Source organism: Streptomyces sp. SID1328 (genome assembly GCF_009865595.1).
Taxonomy (GTDB): domain Bacteria; phylum Actinomycetota; class Actinomycetes; order Streptomycetales; family Streptomycetaceae; genus Streptomyces; species Streptomyces griseoluteus.
The window spans coordinates 1-14,513 of record NZ_WWKH01000960.1; the positions used below are offsets into that span (position 1 = coordinate 1).

Sequence of the window (14,513 nt, forward strand, 5' to 3'; positions counted from 1 at the left end):
CGATGGACGCGGGCAACATCCTCAAGCCCGCCCTCGCCCGCGGCGAGCTGCACGTCGTGGGCGCGACCACGATCGACGAGTACCGCAAGTACATCGAGAAGGACGCCGCCCTCGAACGACGCTTCCAGCCCGTCATGGTGCCGGAGCCCACCGTCGAGGAGACCGTGCTGATCCTGGAAGGGCTGCGCGACGCCTACGAGGCCCACCACCAGGTCCGCTACGAGGACTCCGCGCTCGAAGCCTGTGCCGTGCTGTCCGACCGCTACATCACCGACCGCTTCCTCCCGGACAAGGCCATCGACCTGATGGACCAGGCCGGCGCGCGGGTCCGGCTGCGCAGCGCGGCCCGTTCCACGGAGGTCGTCGCCCGCGAGGACAAGATCGCCAAGCTCCGGCGCGAGCTGGACGAGGCCGTGTCCGGCCAGGACTACGAGAGGGCGAACGACCTCAAGAAGAAGATCGCAGAGGTCGAGGCCGAACTCGCCGGCATCGAGGAGCGCCGCGAGGGCGTCGTCACCGTCACCCCGAACGACATCGCGGACATCGTCTCCCGCCGGACCGGCATCCCCGTCTCGCAGCTCACCGCCAGCGAGAAGGAGCGGCTGCTCAACCTGGAGGAGGAGATGCACGCCCGCATCGTCGGGCAGAACGAGGCCGTCACCGCCGTCTCGCAGGCGGTGCGCCGCAACCGCGCGGGCATGGGCGACCCGAACCGCCCGGTCGGCTCGTTCCTCTTCCTCGGTCCCACCGGTGTCGGCAAGACCGAACTCGCCAAGGCCCTCGCCGAGCTGCTGTTCGGCGACGAGGACCGCATGATCCGCTTCGACATGAGCGAGTTCCAGGAGAAGCACACCGTCTCCCGCCTGGTCGGCGCGCCTCCCGGATACGTCGGCTACGAGGAGGCCGGACAGCTCACCGAGAAGGTCCGCCGCCAGCCGTACAGCGTGTTGCTGTTCGACGAGATCGAGAAGGCGCACCCGGACGTGTTCAGCACGCTGCTGCAGATCCTGGACGACGGCCGGCTGACCGACGGCCAGGGCCGCACCGTCGACTTCCGGCACACCGTCATCATCATGACGTCGAACATCGGCGCCCATCTGATCCTGGCGCACCAGGGCGACGTGTCCGAGATCAAGGACGACCTGCTGGAGGAGCTGCGCGGCCGGTTCCTGCCGGAGTTCCTCAACCGGATCGACGACATCATCATCTTCCACAGCCTCACCGAGGACGACCTCTCCGAGATCGTGGACCACCTGCTGGAGCAGAGCCGGCGCCGGGTGAAGGCGCAGGGATTGCAACTGGAGGTCACCGAGGCGGCGAAGAAGCTGCTGATCGCCCACGGCCACCAGCCGGAGTTCGGCGCGCGTCCGCTGCGCCGCACGATCCAGACGGAGCTGGACAACCGCATCGCAGAGCTGCTGCTCAGCGGCCAGGCCAATCCGGGGGACACGATCGTCGCGGATGTGCAGAACGACTCGCTGCACGTCACCGTGCGCAGGGCGGACGAGAAGAAGTCCGAGAAGGGCGACGCGTCCGCGGGGAAGAAGGCGGCGGCCAAGAAGACCGCGTCCGGCGGCAAGAAGAAGGCCGACGCGAAGGACGCCGAGGCCGAGTAGGACTTACGGCGGCAAGGAGAAACCCCATGGCGCACCACCACAAGTCCAACAAGAAGGTCGAGGGCGATCCCGACCGCGACCACGGGCGTGGGCTGCCCCGCCGCCCGGACGATACCGAACTCGAGGAACGCACCCAGGAGGACCGGCGTGACGTCGGTCTCCCGGTCCGGGAGCAGGAGAGCCCGGAGCGGATCTACGAGCAGGAGAGCGCCGAGATCGACCGCCAGGTCGAACGGGGTGAGGTGGAGACGGGTGACCTGACACGCCGGCAGCGCCAGCAGGAGGACCCCTTCCCGCCGTCCCACTACGACGGCTGACCCGCGACGGCTGACCCGCGGAGAAGCCTGGGCGGACCGGACACCCAAGTCCGGTCCGCCCAGGCGTGCGTCCCTTCTCAGCCCTTGTCGCCGGGCGCGCCCAGGGAGACGACGACCGCGGTGGCCTCGCCGTCCGGGGCGTCGTAGCTGACGGTGTCGCCGGGGGTGCGGCCGAGGAGCGCGCGGCCCAGCGGGCTGTCGGAGGTGACCAGCTTCGGGTCGCGGGCATCGGCGATCTCGCCGATGTGCAGGGTGTCCGTGGTGCCGTCCGCGAACCGGACGGTGACCGTCGTGCCCACCCCGACCTTGTCGGTGGGGACCGGGCCCCCGATGCCGGCCTGCCGCAGCCGGTCCTCGACCCGGTCGATGCGCTCGTCCAGCCGGTTGAGCTGGTCGGCCCGCTGGATCTCGTCGGCCTGGTCGGCACGGTCCCCGACCTCGTCGGAGTCCTGCAGCGTCGCGGCGACCGTCCTGCGCTCCTCGTGCAGATCGGACAGTTCCTGCTCGAGCGCCTTGCGTGCCTCGGCGCTGATCGGCTCGGGGTCACTGGTCATTCCTGCTCCAGTGCTACAGACGGAAGTGCTGGACAGCAGCACCCTATTCGCGCTCCCGCACCACATCCAGTCGCAGCGGTGGCGAGCCGTGGGGCAGGCGGGACTACGGAACCCAGGGCCGCTGCCACGGCGGGCTGCCCGCCCCGAGCGCGTCCGCCTGAGGCGGGCCCCAGGAGCCGGGCGGGTACGGGTGGACCGGCGGGGGATAAGTGAGGAGGGGCTGGATGATCCGCCAGCACTCCTCGACCGCGCGCTGCGGTGCGAAGTACCTGTCGTCACCGGTCAGGGCCGCGTACAGGAGGCGCTCGTACGGGGCGAGGGGCTTGCCGAGTTCGCGGGCGAAGATGGTGTCCAGGGGGACCGGGCGCCAGGCCGACTCCTCGTCCAGGGCGGAGAGCTGGAGGCGCATGCCGGCCTCGGGGTCGATGCGCAGCACGATCTGGTTGCCGGCGACCTGGCCGGGGTCGGGGAGGAAGCCGAGCCGGGGAGGCTCGCGCAGGATCAGCCGTACCTCGGTCACCCGTACCGGGAGCCGCTTGCCCGCGCGGATGAAGACCGGCACGCCGTCCCACCGCCAGTTGTTGATCTCCAGCCGGAGCGCCGCGTACGTCTCCACGGTCGAGTCCGGTGCCACGCCCGGCAGTTGCTGGTAGCCGATGTACTGGCCGCGCACGTACGCGTGCACGTCCGCCTCCGGCATCGCGCGCAGCACCTCGATCCGCTTGTCCCACAGATCGGTCGCGCTCGGCCCGACCGGCGGGTCCATCGCCACCAGGGCCAGCACCAGCAGCAGGTGATTCTGGATCACATCGCGCAGCGCCCCCACCTGCTCGTAGAAGCCACCGCGGCCCTCGACGCCGAACTCCTCGGCCATCGTGATCTGGATGGCCACCACGCTGTCCCGGTGCCACAGCTCGGCCAGCGCGGAGTTGGCGAACCGCAGATACTCCAGCTCGATGACGGGTTCCTTGCCCAGGAAGTGGTCGACCCGGAGGATCTGGCTCTCGTCCAGCACCGCCGTCAGCTTGCGGTCCAGGGCGCGGGCCGATGCCAGGTCGTGCCCGAACGGTTTCTCCAGCGCCACCCGCGCCTGCCCCAGCAGCCGGGCCGAGGCGAGCTGGTCCACGATCGGCGCGAACAGCGCGGGCGGGGTCTCCAGATAGAACAGCGGACGCCTGCGGCGCCCCAGTTCCTGGGCGAGCCGCCCATAGGTCTCGGACACGGTGAGGTCTCCGGCCACATAGGCCATCCGGCCCGTCAGCCGCTCCAGCACCGCCCGGTCGACCGACTCCTCCGCCCCTTCCACCGCCGTACGGACCAGGTCGGCCAGCTCCTCGTGGCTCATCTCGCGGCGGCCGACACCGATCACCGGGCAGTCGAGCAGCCCCCGGCCCTCCAGCTTGTACAGCGCGGGAAACGTCATCTTCCGCGCGAGATCCCCGGTCACCCCGAAGATCACCAGAGTGTCGGCTTGCCAGGTTCCGGCCATCGGTGGGTACTCCTCGTCCCGGCGGCGGGCGCGCACGACGGCGCCCCCATTCTCGGTCTCTCGTATCGTCCGTGTCCCGGACCCGGCGCGCGACTCGGGGCGCGCGCCCGGCGACTGTGCTCGCGGGGCATACCCGCATGTATGGTGTCCGGACCGCGGGGCAGGCGACCATCCGTCCCCGTACCGAACGTGTCCGACCACGCCAGAAGGAGGCCCGCATGTCCTCGAAGCGACGCCGGAAGAAGAAGGCCCGCCGCAAGAACGGCGCCAACCACGGCAAGCGGCCCCAGTCCTGAGCGACGGCCGTACCGGGCCCGGTCACCCCACCACGGGGCGGCCGGGCCCGTCCCGTTCCCCGCCTCCTCGGATCCGGCTGCGGTCCCCGGCCCGGCCCGAGCGGCACCGAATCCCCCGTACGGGCGGCAGCGCTGGCCGGTGCCCGGCGGGCGGCCGAGAGTGGACCGCGGACGGCTTCCCAGCACGAGGACGGACCATGACGTTCACCCCGACCCGCATCGAGGACCGCCCCGTCGCGGTGATCGGTGCCGGCACCCTCGGCCGCCGGATCGCCCTGATGTCCGCCGGCCAGACCGTCCCGGCGGTGATGGAACCGCCGAAGGACGTGCTCCCGCGCTACGGGCTGTATCCCTTCATGGCGCCGCCGGCCGACCTGCCCGTGGTCGAGGTCGTCTCGGCGAGCCATCTGATCACCGACCTCACCCTCGGCGCCCCCGAGGTCGTCCACGACTATCCGGACCGGTCATGAGATCAAAGAAGAGGGTTACTGTCCGGCCATGAGCGAACAGGGCGAACCCGGAATGGAACGCGGGACGAACGCGGGCAGGGGCCCCTACCTGGACCACCGCGTGGGCTCCGCGGGTGGCCCCGGCGCGGGCGGATCGACCTTCACCGTCCTCGTGGCCGCCGCCGCCAACTTCGGTGTCGCGCTCGCCAAGGCCGTCGCCGGTGTGCTCAGCGGCTCCAGCGCCATGCTCGCCGAGGCCGGTCACTCGGTCGCCGACACCATGACCGAGGCCCTGCTCTTCGTCGCCCTCAAGCGCAGCAAGAAACCCGCCGACGAGGACCACCCCCTCGGCTACGGCCCCGAGCGGTACATCTGGGCGCTGCTCGCCTCCGTCGCCACCTTCGTCGGCGGCGGCGTCTTCGCCGTGTACGACGGCATCCACGCCCTCACCCACGACGAGAAGCCGGGCAACCCGCTGATCTCCTACATCGTGCTCGCCGTCGCCTTCGTGCTGGAGGGGCTCTCCCTGCGCACCGGCTGGCGGCAGGCCACCGGCCGGGCCGAGCACTTCCGGGTGCCGATCCTGCGCTACCTCCAGCACACCCCCGACACCGCCGTGAAGGCCGTCGTCATGGAGGACTCCGCCGCGCTCATCGGCCTGGTGCTCGCCGCCCTCGGTCTGCTCGGCGGCCAGCTCACCGGCTCCGGGATCTTCGACGGTATCGCTTCCGTCCTCATCGGTGTGCTGCTCATCGTCGTGGCCTGCATCCTCGGGCGCGCCAACACCGAACTCCTCGTCGGCCGCGCCCTGCCCAAGCCCATGCGGGAGGCCGTACGCCGGGAGCTGCTCTCCGTGGACGCCGTCCAGGACGTGATGGAGCTGACCACGCTGGTGCAGGGGCCGGGGGAGATCCTGATCGCCGCCAAGGTCGACTTCCGAGACGTCTCCACCTCCGCCCAGATCGAATGGGCCTGCGAGGAGGCGGAGACCCGGCTGCGCACCCGGATCCCGGCGGTCAAGCACGTCTACCTGGACCCCACGCCCCCGCATACGGGTCCGCCGGCCCCCGAGGAGTAGCGGGTGGTCAGCCCGGCTGGGGCACCATCCGGTGCAGGCCCCGGCGGTCGTAGTAGCGGGTCGCCGCGAAGCCGAAGGCCAGGGCCACCACGAAGCCGATGGCGATCATCACCCAGCCGCGCCCGAGCCCGGCGTCGGCACGGGCGTCGAAGTAGAGGATCGCCCGTACCCCGGCCGCCAGTTGCCGCATCGGCTCGAAGGCGCCGAGGAACCGGTAGAAGCCCGGCACCGCCTCCAGCGGCACGGTGGCGCCCGAGGACGGCAGCGCGAACGCGATGAAGACGAACATCGACACGAGCTGGCCCAGGCTGCCGAAGGCCGCGTTGATCGCCTGCACCCCGAGCCCGACCGTCAGCGTCGCGCAGTACGAGAACACCCACAGCAGACCGGCGTGCGGGGCGTCCATGCCCAGCACGCCGATCGTCGCCAGCATGATCAGCGAGGTGGTGAGCAGCGAGAGGCCGGCCGTCATCACCATCTTCAGCACCAGCGTCCGGGTCCGGTTGATGTGCACCGTCGGACGCCGCGAGTGCCAGGGGCCGATCTCCGTGTCGGCGTAGCCGAGCCCGCTGTCGACGCCGTTGTGGATGATGTTGCCGCCGATGAACCCGGCCAGCACCAGCAGCAGCGCGTAGTAGAAGGCGCTCAGCCCCAGCCCGCTGTGGGCGCCGATGGGGTGGCCCACCTGTGTCCGCACCTCCACCGGGTCGGCGATCAGCACGCGGGTCGCCGCGCTCGCCTGCTTCACTTCGGGGGACGCCGACAACTGCTTGCCGACCGAGACCGACACCTGGTGCGCGGCGCTCTGCGTGATCCGTCCCGCCAGCGAGGAGGCCAGGCTGCCCACGCCGGGGTTGGTCAGCACGGTCAGCTCCGGGCGGGACTTGGCGTCCGCGGTGGCCAGCGCGCCCACGGTCGCAGTGAAGTCCGCCGGGATCACCAGGGCGCCGTACACCCGGCCCGACGCCAGCTCGTCCTGCGCCTTGGCCCGTGACATCGGCCGCCAGCGGACCCGGTCGTCGGAGGAGCCGGAGGAGAGGACGGAACGGGCGGCCTGCGTGCCCACGTTGGCCTTCTGGCCCGGCAGCGGCTCGCCCTCGTCCAGGTTCACCAGCGCCACCGGCATCCGGTGCAGGCTGCCCTCCGGGGTGAGGATGCCGCCCATGTACAGCAGCGACAGCACCAGCGCGACCAGCGAGCTGAGCACCGCGGGCATCAGCCACAGCTTCCACCGCCCCAGCAAATGCGCCGCGCTCAGCCACGGTCCGGACGCGTGCGGGGTCCCGGAAGCCATACCACTCCAACAGGTGCAGTCGGCGGCAACCGCCGAACGGGCTGCGGCGAGGGGCCCGTACCAGCATGTCCGGCCACCGGACCGCACCGCCTGCGGACGCAAGCCGACGATAGGTCGCGGACGCGGAAACGTCCCGCCACGACACCGGCCATCTGGTCCGGGTGAGGTGACCCTCTGGCCCAGGGTCCAGTGCGACACCGCCTCCGCGGCCGCGCCCTCCCGGTGACGGAGGTCTGTGTCCCGCGCGCCCCGTGCGTCTGCCGGGGGGCGTACCGCCCCGATGGTCGCTAGCGTGTTGCCCAGTTCGGACCGCTCCGCCGACGGAAGGACCTCCCCATGGGCCGACGCAAGGATCTCGGACTGCTGGCCGTACGCCTCGGCACCGGCGGCGTACTGGCCGCCCATGGCGCGCAGAAGCTGCTCGGCTGGTTCGGCGGCGCAGGCATCGAGGGGACGGGCGAGTTCATGGAGTCCATGGGCTTCCGCCCCGGCAAGGCGAGCGCCATCGCGTCCGGGTCGGCCGAGCTGGGCGGCGGGGTCCTGCTCGCGCTCGGTCTCGGCACGCCCGCCGCCGGTGCCGCCGTGGCCGGGGGCATGGGCGGCGCCGTCTCCGTGCACCGACCCAACGGATTCTTCGCCGCGGCGGGCGGCTACGAGTACCCGGCCTACCTCGGCTACGTCGCCACCTGCATCGGCCTGACCGGGCCCGGCCGTTACTCCCTGGACCGGCTCATCGGCTACCGGCTCGACCGGCCCCGGCTGGTCCTGCTCTCCTTCGCGCTGAGCACCGCCGGCACCGCGGTGGTCGTCGCCCGCCGGGAGCGGGTCCTCTCGGCCCAGCGGCGCGAGGAGGCGGCGCCGGTCACTCCGGCTCCCTGACGGGGTCGCGGGCAGCGGTCTTCTGAGCGATTGCCAGGTCCACTACGCCCTTCGCCCGCGCGATCCGGCCGTGATCCTTCTTGATTGCCCCGGGCGTCGTTCCGGAGAGGACTCGGGATACGCGTCGGTAAGGCAGACTCGGTCCCATGACATCCACGACGCGGCCGAAGGCCACGGCCGTAGTCGTCGGTGGCGGGCCCAACGGGCTCGCCGCGGGCGCGCTGCTCGCCAAGGCGGGGCTCGACGTCACGCTGCTGGAGGCCGCCGACGAGGTAGGGGGCGGCACCCGCAGCTACGAGGCTCTGCTGCCCGGCCTGCTGCACGACCACTGCTCCGCCATCCACCCCATGGCCGTGAACTCACCGGCCCTGCGTGAACTTGAGCTGGAACGGCACGGACTGCGCTGGCTCCTGCCCGAGGTCGACTGCGTCCATCCCCTCGACGACGGCACGGCGGGCGTCCTGATGCGCTCCGTCGCGGAGACCGCCCGCCTCCTCGGCCCCGACGGCGATCGCTACCGGGCGCTGATCGAGCCCTCGGTACGGCACTGGGACACGCTCGCCGGCGAGGTGATGGGCCCGCTGCTGCGCGTCCCCTCCCACCCGCTGCTGCTCGCCCGCTTCGGCCTGCCGACCACCCTGCCCGCCGCCGCCCTCGCCCGTCTCTTCCGTACCCCGCAGACCCGCGCGCTCTGGGCCGGGATCGCCGCCCACGCCTTCCGCCCGCTGGGCCGCCCGCTCACCTCGGCCATCGGCCTCGGCATCTTGGTCTCCGGGCACGCCGCCGGCTGGGCCGTGGCCGAAGGGGGCTCGCAGTCCATCGCCCGCGCGCTGGAGAAGGCGCTGCGCGAGTACGGCGGGCGCGTCGAGACGAACGTCCGCATCACCGACCACCGCCAGATCCCGGCCGCCGACGTGACGCTCCTCGACCTCGACCCCGGCCAGGCCGCGGCCATCTACGGCGACCGGCTGCCCGCCCGGACGCGGTCCGCCTACCGGCGGTTCCGCCGGGGTCCAGGCGCCTTCAAGATCGACCTGGCGGTGGAGGGCGGAATTCCGTGGACCCACGAGAAAGCCCGGCGCGCCGGGACCGTCCACCTGGGTGGCACGCTCGCCGAGATCGCGCGGGCCGAACGGGACGTCGGGGCCGGGCGCATGCCCGAGCGGCCGTTCGTCCTGGTCGGCCAGCAGTACCTCGCCGACCCCGGACGCTCGGTGGGCGACGTGCACCCGGTCTGGGCCTACGCGCACGTCCCGTACGGCTACACCGGGGACGCCACGGAGGCGATCCTGCGGCAGATCGAACGGTTCGCCCCCGGCGCCCGCGACCGGATCGTGGGCCTGAGCGCCACCACCCCGGCCGGCTTCGCCGCCGCCAACGCCAACTTCGCGGGCGGCGACATCCTCACCGGCGCGAAGACGGCCCCTCAACTCATCCTGGGCCCCCGCCCCACCCTCGACCCCTACTCGACCGGCCTGCCCGGCGTCTACCTCTGCTCGGCGTCCACCCCACCGGGGCCGGGCGCCCACGGCATGTGCGGGGCGGGGGCGGCGGCTTCGGCGCTGCGGTACCTGCGGGACGCCACTCACCAACCGAACTGAGCGTCACCCGGAACCTCACCGCCGATGCGGGCGGCGAGCTTCCGGACACGTCCTCACCGGCTTGCGCCGGTGAGTTCTGCTGATCACCGTGCGAGGAGCTCCAGCGTGTCGATCACGCGGTTGGAGAAGCCCCACTCGTTGTCGTACCAGGCGACGACCTTGACGTGACGGCCGTCGACGCGGGTGAGGGCCGAGTCGAAGATGGAGGAGGCCGGGTTGCCGACGATGTCGGAGGAGACCAGGGGGTCCTCGGAGTACTCCAGGACACCGGCGAGCGGGCCCTCGGCGGCCGTGCGGTAGGCGGCGAGCACCTCCTCGCGGGTGACGTCGCGGGCGACCGTGGTGTTCAGCTCGACGATCGAGCCGACCGGCACCGGGACCCGGATCGAGTCGCCCGACAGCTTGCCGTCGAGGTTCGGCAGCACCAGGCCGATCGCCTTGGCCGCGCCCGTGGTCGTCGGCACGATGTTCACGCCGGCCGCGCGCGCCCGGCGGGGGTCGCGGTGCGGGCCGTCCTGGAGGTTCTGCTCCTGGGTGTAGGCGTGCACGGTCGTCATGAACCCGTGCTCGATGCCCGCCAGTTCGTCCAGCACGGCGGCCAGCGGGGCCAGCGCGTTGGTCGTGCAGGAGGCGTTCGACACGATGGTGTGCAGAGCCGGGTCGAAGGTGTCGCTGTTCACCCCGTACGCCAGCGTCACGTCGGCGCCGTCCGAGGGGGCGCTCACCAGCACCCGCTTCGCGCCCGCGTCGAGGTGGGCACGGGCGGCCTTCGCCGAGGTGAAGCGGCCGGTCGCCTCCAGCACGATGTCGACGTCCAGCTCGGCCCAGGGGAGCTGGGCCGGCTCGCGCTCGGCGAGGACCTTGATGCGGCGGCCGTCGACCACGAGGGTGTCGCCGTCCACCTCCACCGGGCGGCCGAGCCGCCCGGCCGTCGAGTCGAAGGCCAGCAGCCGGGCCAGCCCCGCGGGTTCGGTGAGGTCGTTCACCGCGACGACCTCGAGGTCGCTGTCGCGTTCGAGAAGAGCCCGCAGCACGTTGCGTCCGATGCGGCCGAATCCGTTGATGGCGATGCGCGTCATGAATGGTGTCCCTTCCGTTCGCCCTCAGGTTCCCGGACGGGGGCCGGACGCGGCAGTGGCAGGAGCGCCATGGTGCACAAGGATCGCGCCAGAGTTACTCGCCCCGCGCGAACGTCCGCCGGTAGTCGCTCGGCGTGGTCCCGAGCACGCGCTGGAAGTGCAGCCGGAGGTTGGTGCCGGTACCGAGCCCGACCTCGTCGGCGATCTGCTCCACGCTCCGCTCCGAACGCTCCAGCAACTCGCGCGCCAGGTCGACCCGCGCCCGCGTCACCCACTGCATCGGGGTGTACCCGGTGTCCTCCGCGAACCGCCGGGAGAACGTACGCGGCGACACGGCCGCGTGCCGGGCCAGCGACTGCAGGCTCAGCGGCTCACCGAGCCGGTGCAGCGCCCACTCCCGCGTCGCGGCGAACCGCTCGCCCAGCGGCTCCGGCACACTGCGCGGCACGTACTGCGCCTGACCTCCGCTGCGGTAGGGGGCCGCGACCAGCCGCCGGGCCGCGTGGTTGGAGGCGGCCACCCCCAGCTCGCCGCGCAGCATGTGCAGGCACAGGTCGATGCCGGAGGCCGCCCCGGCCGACGTGAGCACGTTGCCCTCGTCCACGAACAGCACGTTCTCGTCCACCCGGATCAGCGGGTACCGGGCCGCCAGGGCGCGCGCGTAGTGCCAGTGCGTGGTGGCCCGTCTGCCGTCCAGCAGACCCGTGGCCGCCAGCGCGAACGCCCCCGTCGAGATCGCCGCCAGCCGCGCACCCCGTGCGTACGCCGCGACCAGCGCCGCCACCACCGGCTCCGGCGGGTCCTCCCGGTCCGGGAACCGGTAGCCCGGCACGAACACCACGTCGGCCCACTCCAGCGCCTCCAGGCCGTGCGCCACGTGGTAGGACAGGCCGTCGCCGCCCGTCACCAGACCCGGCGCCGCCCCGCACACCCGCACCTCGTACGGCATGCTCGCGCGGGTCGTGAACACCTGCGCCGGGATACCCACGTCGAGCGGCTTGGCGCCCTCCAGGACGAGGACGGCGACACGGCGGAAACGGGAGGACGGCACGGGCAGCAGGGTACGCACAGGTCGGCGTGAATCCCTCGCGGGGCGCCGGACACCCCCCCGATATGCCGCTGTTTTCTCCCGTATACCAGGCGGGCCGGCAGTCGGAGGCGCTCGACTTGTTCCACCGCACCCGCGGACTCCTCGCGGACGAACCCGGCATCGACCCCGGCCGTGAACTCGCCGTCACCTACGGGCCGATCCTGCGCTGCCCGTCGACCCCGCGAAGACGCTCACCGGCTACTGGACGACCGAACTGCGCAACGGCGCCGACGACTTCTGACCCGTACCCCGTGAGGACGCCGCCTCGGGAGAGGAAGATCACCCGTGGGGGTGCGGTCTTGGCCAGGCAGGGCGCACGCGGTACCGTCGGGGCGATATCGACGACGGCGAAACGGAAGCCGGTGAGAAACCGGCACGGTCGCGCCACTGTGTGCGCGGTCCCTCGAGGGGCCGTGCGAGTCAGACCCGTGGCCGTCGTCCTGTGCACCACCGAGATGGGACGCGAACTCCCAGAGGAGGTACTGCCATGGCGCAGTCCGTCGCTCAGCCGACAGCCGGAAACCCCGCCGTTCCCGCCAAGCTGCCGCTGAAGGAGATAGCGCCCTGGGCGGTCTTCTTCGGTGTCCTCATGCTGGTCCTGCTGTACTTCGTCGGCGCCGAGCAGGGCGCCACCTCCGTGTTCAACGGCACGGACGTCCACGAGTGGGTGCACGACGCACGCCACCTGCTCGGCTTCCCCTGCCACTGACGCGAGGGACGCCGCACACCCATGAACTCCGCAACCGTGAGGAACCTCCTCGTGCGGGGCATGCTCGCTGGCCTCGGTGCCGGCGTGCTCGCCCTGATCGCCGCGTACTTCCTCGGCGAGCCCAACGTGGACAGCGCCATCAGTTTCGAGGGGCACCACTCCCACGAGCACGAGGTCGAAGTGGTCTCGCGCTCGCTCCAGTCCACCGCCGGACTCGCCACCGGCGTCCTCGTCTACGGGGTCGCCTTCGGCGGCATCGCCGCGCTCGCCTACTGCTTCGCGCTCGGCCGCGTCGGCCGCTTCGGCCCGCGCGCGACCGCGCTGCTGCTCTCCGGCACCGCGCTGCTCGCCGTGTACGTCGTGCCGTTCCTGAAGTACCCGGCCAACCCGCCCTCGGTCGGCGACCCGGACACCATCGGCAAGCGCACCACGCTGTACTTCCTGATGATGCTGCTCAGCGTGCTCCTGGCGGTCGGCGCCACCCTGCTGGGCAAACGGCTCGCCCCACGCCTGGGCAACTGGTACGCGACCCTGATCGCCGTAGCCGCCTTCGCCCTGCTGACCGGTCTGGCGTACGCCTTCCTGCCGGTCGTCAACGAGGTGCCGGAACACTTCCCGGCCACCCTGCTGTGGCGGTTCCGCCTCTCCGCTCTGGCCATCCAGACGGTGCTGTGGGCCGGATTCGGCCTGCTCTTCGGCGAGTTGGCCGAGCGCCTGCTGAACCCCCGTCCCGCGGTGGCACGCAGCACGGGCCAGGCGGTCGCCGCCTCCCACTGAGCCGGTGACATGACGACGAGAGGGGCCCCGGAGATCCTCCGGGGCCCCTCTCACCCGGACCACCCACGTGGCGTGGAATGCTCTTCGGCGACCGCTGAAGATCGGGAAGGCCGAAGACGTGTATGTACCGCCATCCGCACGAGCTCTCGACGACGACGAGCGTGAGCTCGTGGAGCTGGCACGCCGCACCATAGACGCGCATACCGACGCCGGGCCCGACGAGGACGGGGTCCACACGATGGGCGCCGCGGTCATGGCCGCCGACTACCGGATGTTCGCCGGCGTGAACCTCTACCACTTCACCGGCGGACCCTGCGCCGAACTCGTGGCTCTGGGAGCCGCCCGAGCCCAGAGCGCCCGCCAGATGCGCTGCATCGTCGCCGTGGGAAACCACGGGCGCGGGGTCGTCGGCCCCTGCGGGCGCGATCGGCAGGTCTTCGTGGACTACTACCCCGCCATGCGCGTCATCGTCCCCACACCCGAGGGGCCCAGGTCCGTTCTCGCCGCCGACCTCATGCCGCTGACTCAGCGATGGACCCCGGAAGGCATGAACGGTCTCGATCCCTCGCTCTACCAAGACCCCGAGACGGCCGGTCCCCCGATCATCCGGTTCCACCCCCGCTACCTTGCGGACGTCCGCTCCGGCGCCAAGACCAGGACCACCCGCTTCCGGGACCCGGCCCGGCTCGGGTCGGCACGGCTGGTGTTCGAGAGCGACCCCGAAGTCGTCCTGCCCGCAGAGGTGACCGGCATCAGGCACTGCCTGGTCAGCGACCTCACCGACCAGGACGCCCGGGCCGAGGGGCTGACGACCGCCACCGAACTCCGGGAAGCCCTCAAGGGCCACTACCCGGACCTGGCGGCAACCGACGAAGTCGACGTGATCACCTTTCAGATCAACGACGGGACAGGCACCGCCTGAACCGCGGACGCACAAGACTGGGCCGAGGCCGGCTCATTTCGAGTCTCAGCCCCAGCTACTCACCCCCGAGCGCACGCCCCAGCCGCAGGTTCCAGCGTCCGGCCCGCCCGGACAGTTCCGTCGCGGTGAGTGGTGCCACGTCCAGTCGCCAGAAGGCGCCGGCGGGCAGGCCCAAGGCGTCTATGACGGCCGCCCGCACCACCTCGGGCTCCACGAGGGCGACCGTACGGCCCTCGGGCACCGACTCCAGCCAGCGCCCCACCCGTGTGCACACCTGGCGCACCGACTCGCCGCCCGGTGCCGCATACTCCGGGTCGGCCAGCCACCGGGCCAGGGCCTCCGCCTCCGCCGCGCCGACCTCGG

Annotated in this window: 14 protein-coding genes, 2 pseudogenes and 1 riboswitch; of the genes and pseudogenes, 10 read left to right on the forward strand and 6 right to left on the reverse strand. The window is 71.9% G+C overall.

The window, feature by feature from the left end; all coding sequences use genetic code 11:
- Both GT030_RS30950 and GT030_RS30955 read left to right on the forward strand, forming a co-directional pair.
- Positions 1-1,616 (forward strand): ATP-dependent Clp protease ATP-binding subunit (locus tag GT030_RS30950; protein ID WP_161203924.1); only part of this gene is annotated, 1,616 nt, incomplete at its 5' end.
- A gap of 26 nt (positions 1,617-1,642) precedes the next feature.
- A complete protein-coding gene (locus GT030_RS30955; protein WP_161203925.1) occupies positions 1,643-1,933 on the forward strand; it encodes a hypothetical protein in 291 nt (96 codons plus the stop codon).
- A 77-nt stretch (positions 1,934-2,010) separates the two neighbouring features.
- Here GT030_RS30955 and GT030_RS30960 read toward each other — a convergent pair whose 3' ends face one another.
- A complete protein-coding gene (locus tag GT030_RS30960) occupies positions 2,011-2,487 on the reverse strand; it encodes a GreA/GreB family elongation factor (RefSeq protein WP_161203926.1) in 477 nt (158 codons plus the stop codon).
- 103 nt (positions 2,488-2,590) lie between these two features.
- Positions 2,591-3,976 (reverse strand): glucose-6-phosphate dehydrogenase, encoded by a 1,386-nt coding sequence (locus GT030_RS30965; RefSeq protein ID WP_161203927.1) that lies wholly within the window; start codon positions 3,974-3,976, stop codon positions 2,591-2,593.
- A 652-nt stretch (positions 3,977-4,628) separates the two neighbouring features.
- Between GT030_RS30965 and GT030_RS35950 the strand changes: the two are divergent.
- Positions 4,629-4,742, forward strand: a pseudogene (locus tag GT030_RS35950) (acetoacetate decarboxylase); the annotation flags it as partial.
- Positions 4,743-4,770: 28 nt separating this feature from the next.
- Positions 4,771-5,799, forward strand: a complete 1,029-nt coding sequence (locus GT030_RS30975; RefSeq protein WP_161203928.1) for a cation diffusion facilitator family transporter — start codon at positions 4,771-4,773, stop codon at positions 5,797-5,799.
- A 7-nt stretch (positions 5,800-5,806) separates the two neighbouring features.
- Here GT030_RS30975 and GT030_RS30980 read toward each other — a convergent pair whose 3' ends face one another.
- Entirely contained in the window at positions 5,807-7,093 is a 1,287-nt protein-coding gene (locus GT030_RS30980) for a DUF3533 domain-containing protein (protein WP_161203929.1), read from the reverse strand.
- A gap of 336 nt (positions 7,094-7,429) precedes the next feature.
- On the opposite strand from GT030_RS30980, the gene GT030_RS30985 reads away from it, so the two are divergent.
- Together GT030_RS30985 and GT030_RS30990 are read left to right on the forward strand one after the other, a co-directional pair.
- Positions 7,430-7,972, forward strand: a complete 543-nt coding sequence (locus tag GT030_RS30985) for a DoxX family protein (RefSeq protein WP_161203930.1) — start codon at positions 7,430-7,432, stop codon at positions 7,970-7,972.
- A gap of 146 nt (positions 7,973-8,118) precedes the next feature.
- On the forward strand, positions 8,119-9,573 hold the full coding sequence (locus GT030_RS30990; protein ID WP_161203931.1) for an NAD(P)/FAD-dependent oxidoreductase: 1,455 nt from the start codon (positions 8,119-8,121) through the stop codon (positions 9,571-9,573).
- Positions 9,574-9,656: 83 nt separating this feature from the next.
- Here GT030_RS30990 and gap read toward each other — a convergent pair whose 3' ends face one another.
- Both gap and GT030_RS31000 read right to left on the reverse strand, forming a co-directional pair.
- Positions 9,657-10,652 carry a type I glyceraldehyde-3-phosphate dehydrogenase gene (gene gap, locus GT030_RS30995; protein ID WP_161203932.1) on the reverse strand — a complete coding sequence of 332 codons (996 nt, stop codon included), beginning with the start codon at positions 10,650-10,652 and terminating at the stop codon, positions 9,657-9,659.
- 94 nt (positions 10,653-10,746) lie between these two features.
- Complete coding sequence (locus tag GT030_RS31000; protein WP_161203933.1) at positions 10,747-11,703, reverse strand: helix-turn-helix domain-containing protein; 957 nt, start codon at positions 11,701-11,703, stop codon at positions 10,747-10,749.
- A 62-nt stretch (positions 11,704-11,765) separates the two neighbouring features.
- On the opposite strand from GT030_RS31000, the pseudogene GT030_RS36895 reads away from it, so the two are divergent.
- The 4 genes and pseudogenes from GT030_RS36895 to GT030_RS31025 form a co-directional block, all read left to right on the forward strand.
- Positions 11,766-11,846: pseudogene (locus tag GT030_RS36895) on the forward strand (hypothetical protein); the annotation flags it as partial.
- A 212-nt stretch (positions 11,847-12,058) separates the two neighbouring features.
- A riboswitch (cobalamin riboswitch) is annotated at positions 12,059-12,191 on the forward strand.
- Positions 12,192-12,229: 38 nt separating this feature from the next.
- Entirely contained in the window at positions 12,230-12,451 is a 222-nt protein-coding gene (locus GT030_RS31015; RefSeq protein WP_030813308.1) for a CbtB-domain containing protein, read from the forward strand.
- Positions 12,452-12,472: 21 nt separating this feature from the next.
- A complete protein-coding gene (locus tag GT030_RS31020) occupies positions 12,473-13,228 on the forward strand; it encodes a CbtA family protein (protein WP_161203934.1) in 756 nt (251 codons plus the stop codon).
- A gap of 169 nt (positions 13,229-13,397) precedes the next feature.
- On the forward strand, positions 13,398-14,150 hold the full coding sequence (locus tag GT030_RS31025; RefSeq protein WP_202460776.1) for an ASCH domain-containing protein: 753 nt from the start codon (positions 13,398-13,400) through the stop codon (positions 14,148-14,150).
- A gap of 55 nt (positions 14,151-14,205) precedes the next feature.
- Here the strand turns inward: GT030_RS31025 and GT030_RS31030 are convergent.
- Positions 14,206-14,513: histidine phosphatase family protein (locus tag GT030_RS31030; RefSeq protein ID WP_161203935.1), on the reverse strand; the 308-nt coding region annotated here is incomplete at its 5' end.

Coding starts and splice junctions, on each gene's coding strand:
- GT030_RS30985 (WP_161203930.1), top strand. CDS start 7,430: ATGGGCCGACGCAAGGATCTCGGACTGCTGGCCGTACGCCTCGGCACC.
- GT030_RS30990 (WP_161203931.1), top strand. CDS start 8,119: ATGACATCCACGACGCGGCCGAAGGCCACGGCCGTAGTCGTCGGTGGC.
- GT030_RS31020 (WP_161203934.1), top strand. CDS start 12,473: ATGAACTCCGCAACCGTGAGGAACCTCCTCGTGCGGGGCATGCTCGCT.
- GT030_RS30955 (WP_161203925.1), top strand. CDS start 1,643: ATGGCGCACCACCACAAGTCCAACAAGAAGGTCGAGGGCGATCCCGAC.
- GT030_RS30975 (WP_161203928.1), top strand. CDS start 4,771: ATGAGCGAACAGGGCGAACCCGGAATGGAACGCGGGACGAACGCGGGC.
- GT030_RS30965 (WP_161203927.1), bottom strand. CDS start 3,976: ATGGCCGGAACCTGGCAAGCCGACACTCTGGTGATCTTCGGGGTGACC.
- GT030_RS31015 (WP_030813308.1), top strand. CDS start 12,230: ATGGCGCAGTCCGTCGCTCAGCCGACAGCCGGAAACCCCGCCGTTCCC.
- gap (WP_161203932.1), bottom strand. CDS start 10,652: ATGACGCGCATCGCCATCAACGGATTCGGCCGCATCGGACGCAACGTG.
- GT030_RS30960 (WP_161203926.1), bottom strand. CDS start 2,487: ATGACCAGTGACCCCGAGCCGATCAGCGCCGAGGCACGCAAGGCGCTC.
- GT030_RS30980 (WP_161203929.1), bottom strand. CDS start 7,093: ATGGCTTCCGGGACCCCGCACGCGTCCGGACCGTGGCTGAGCGCGGCG.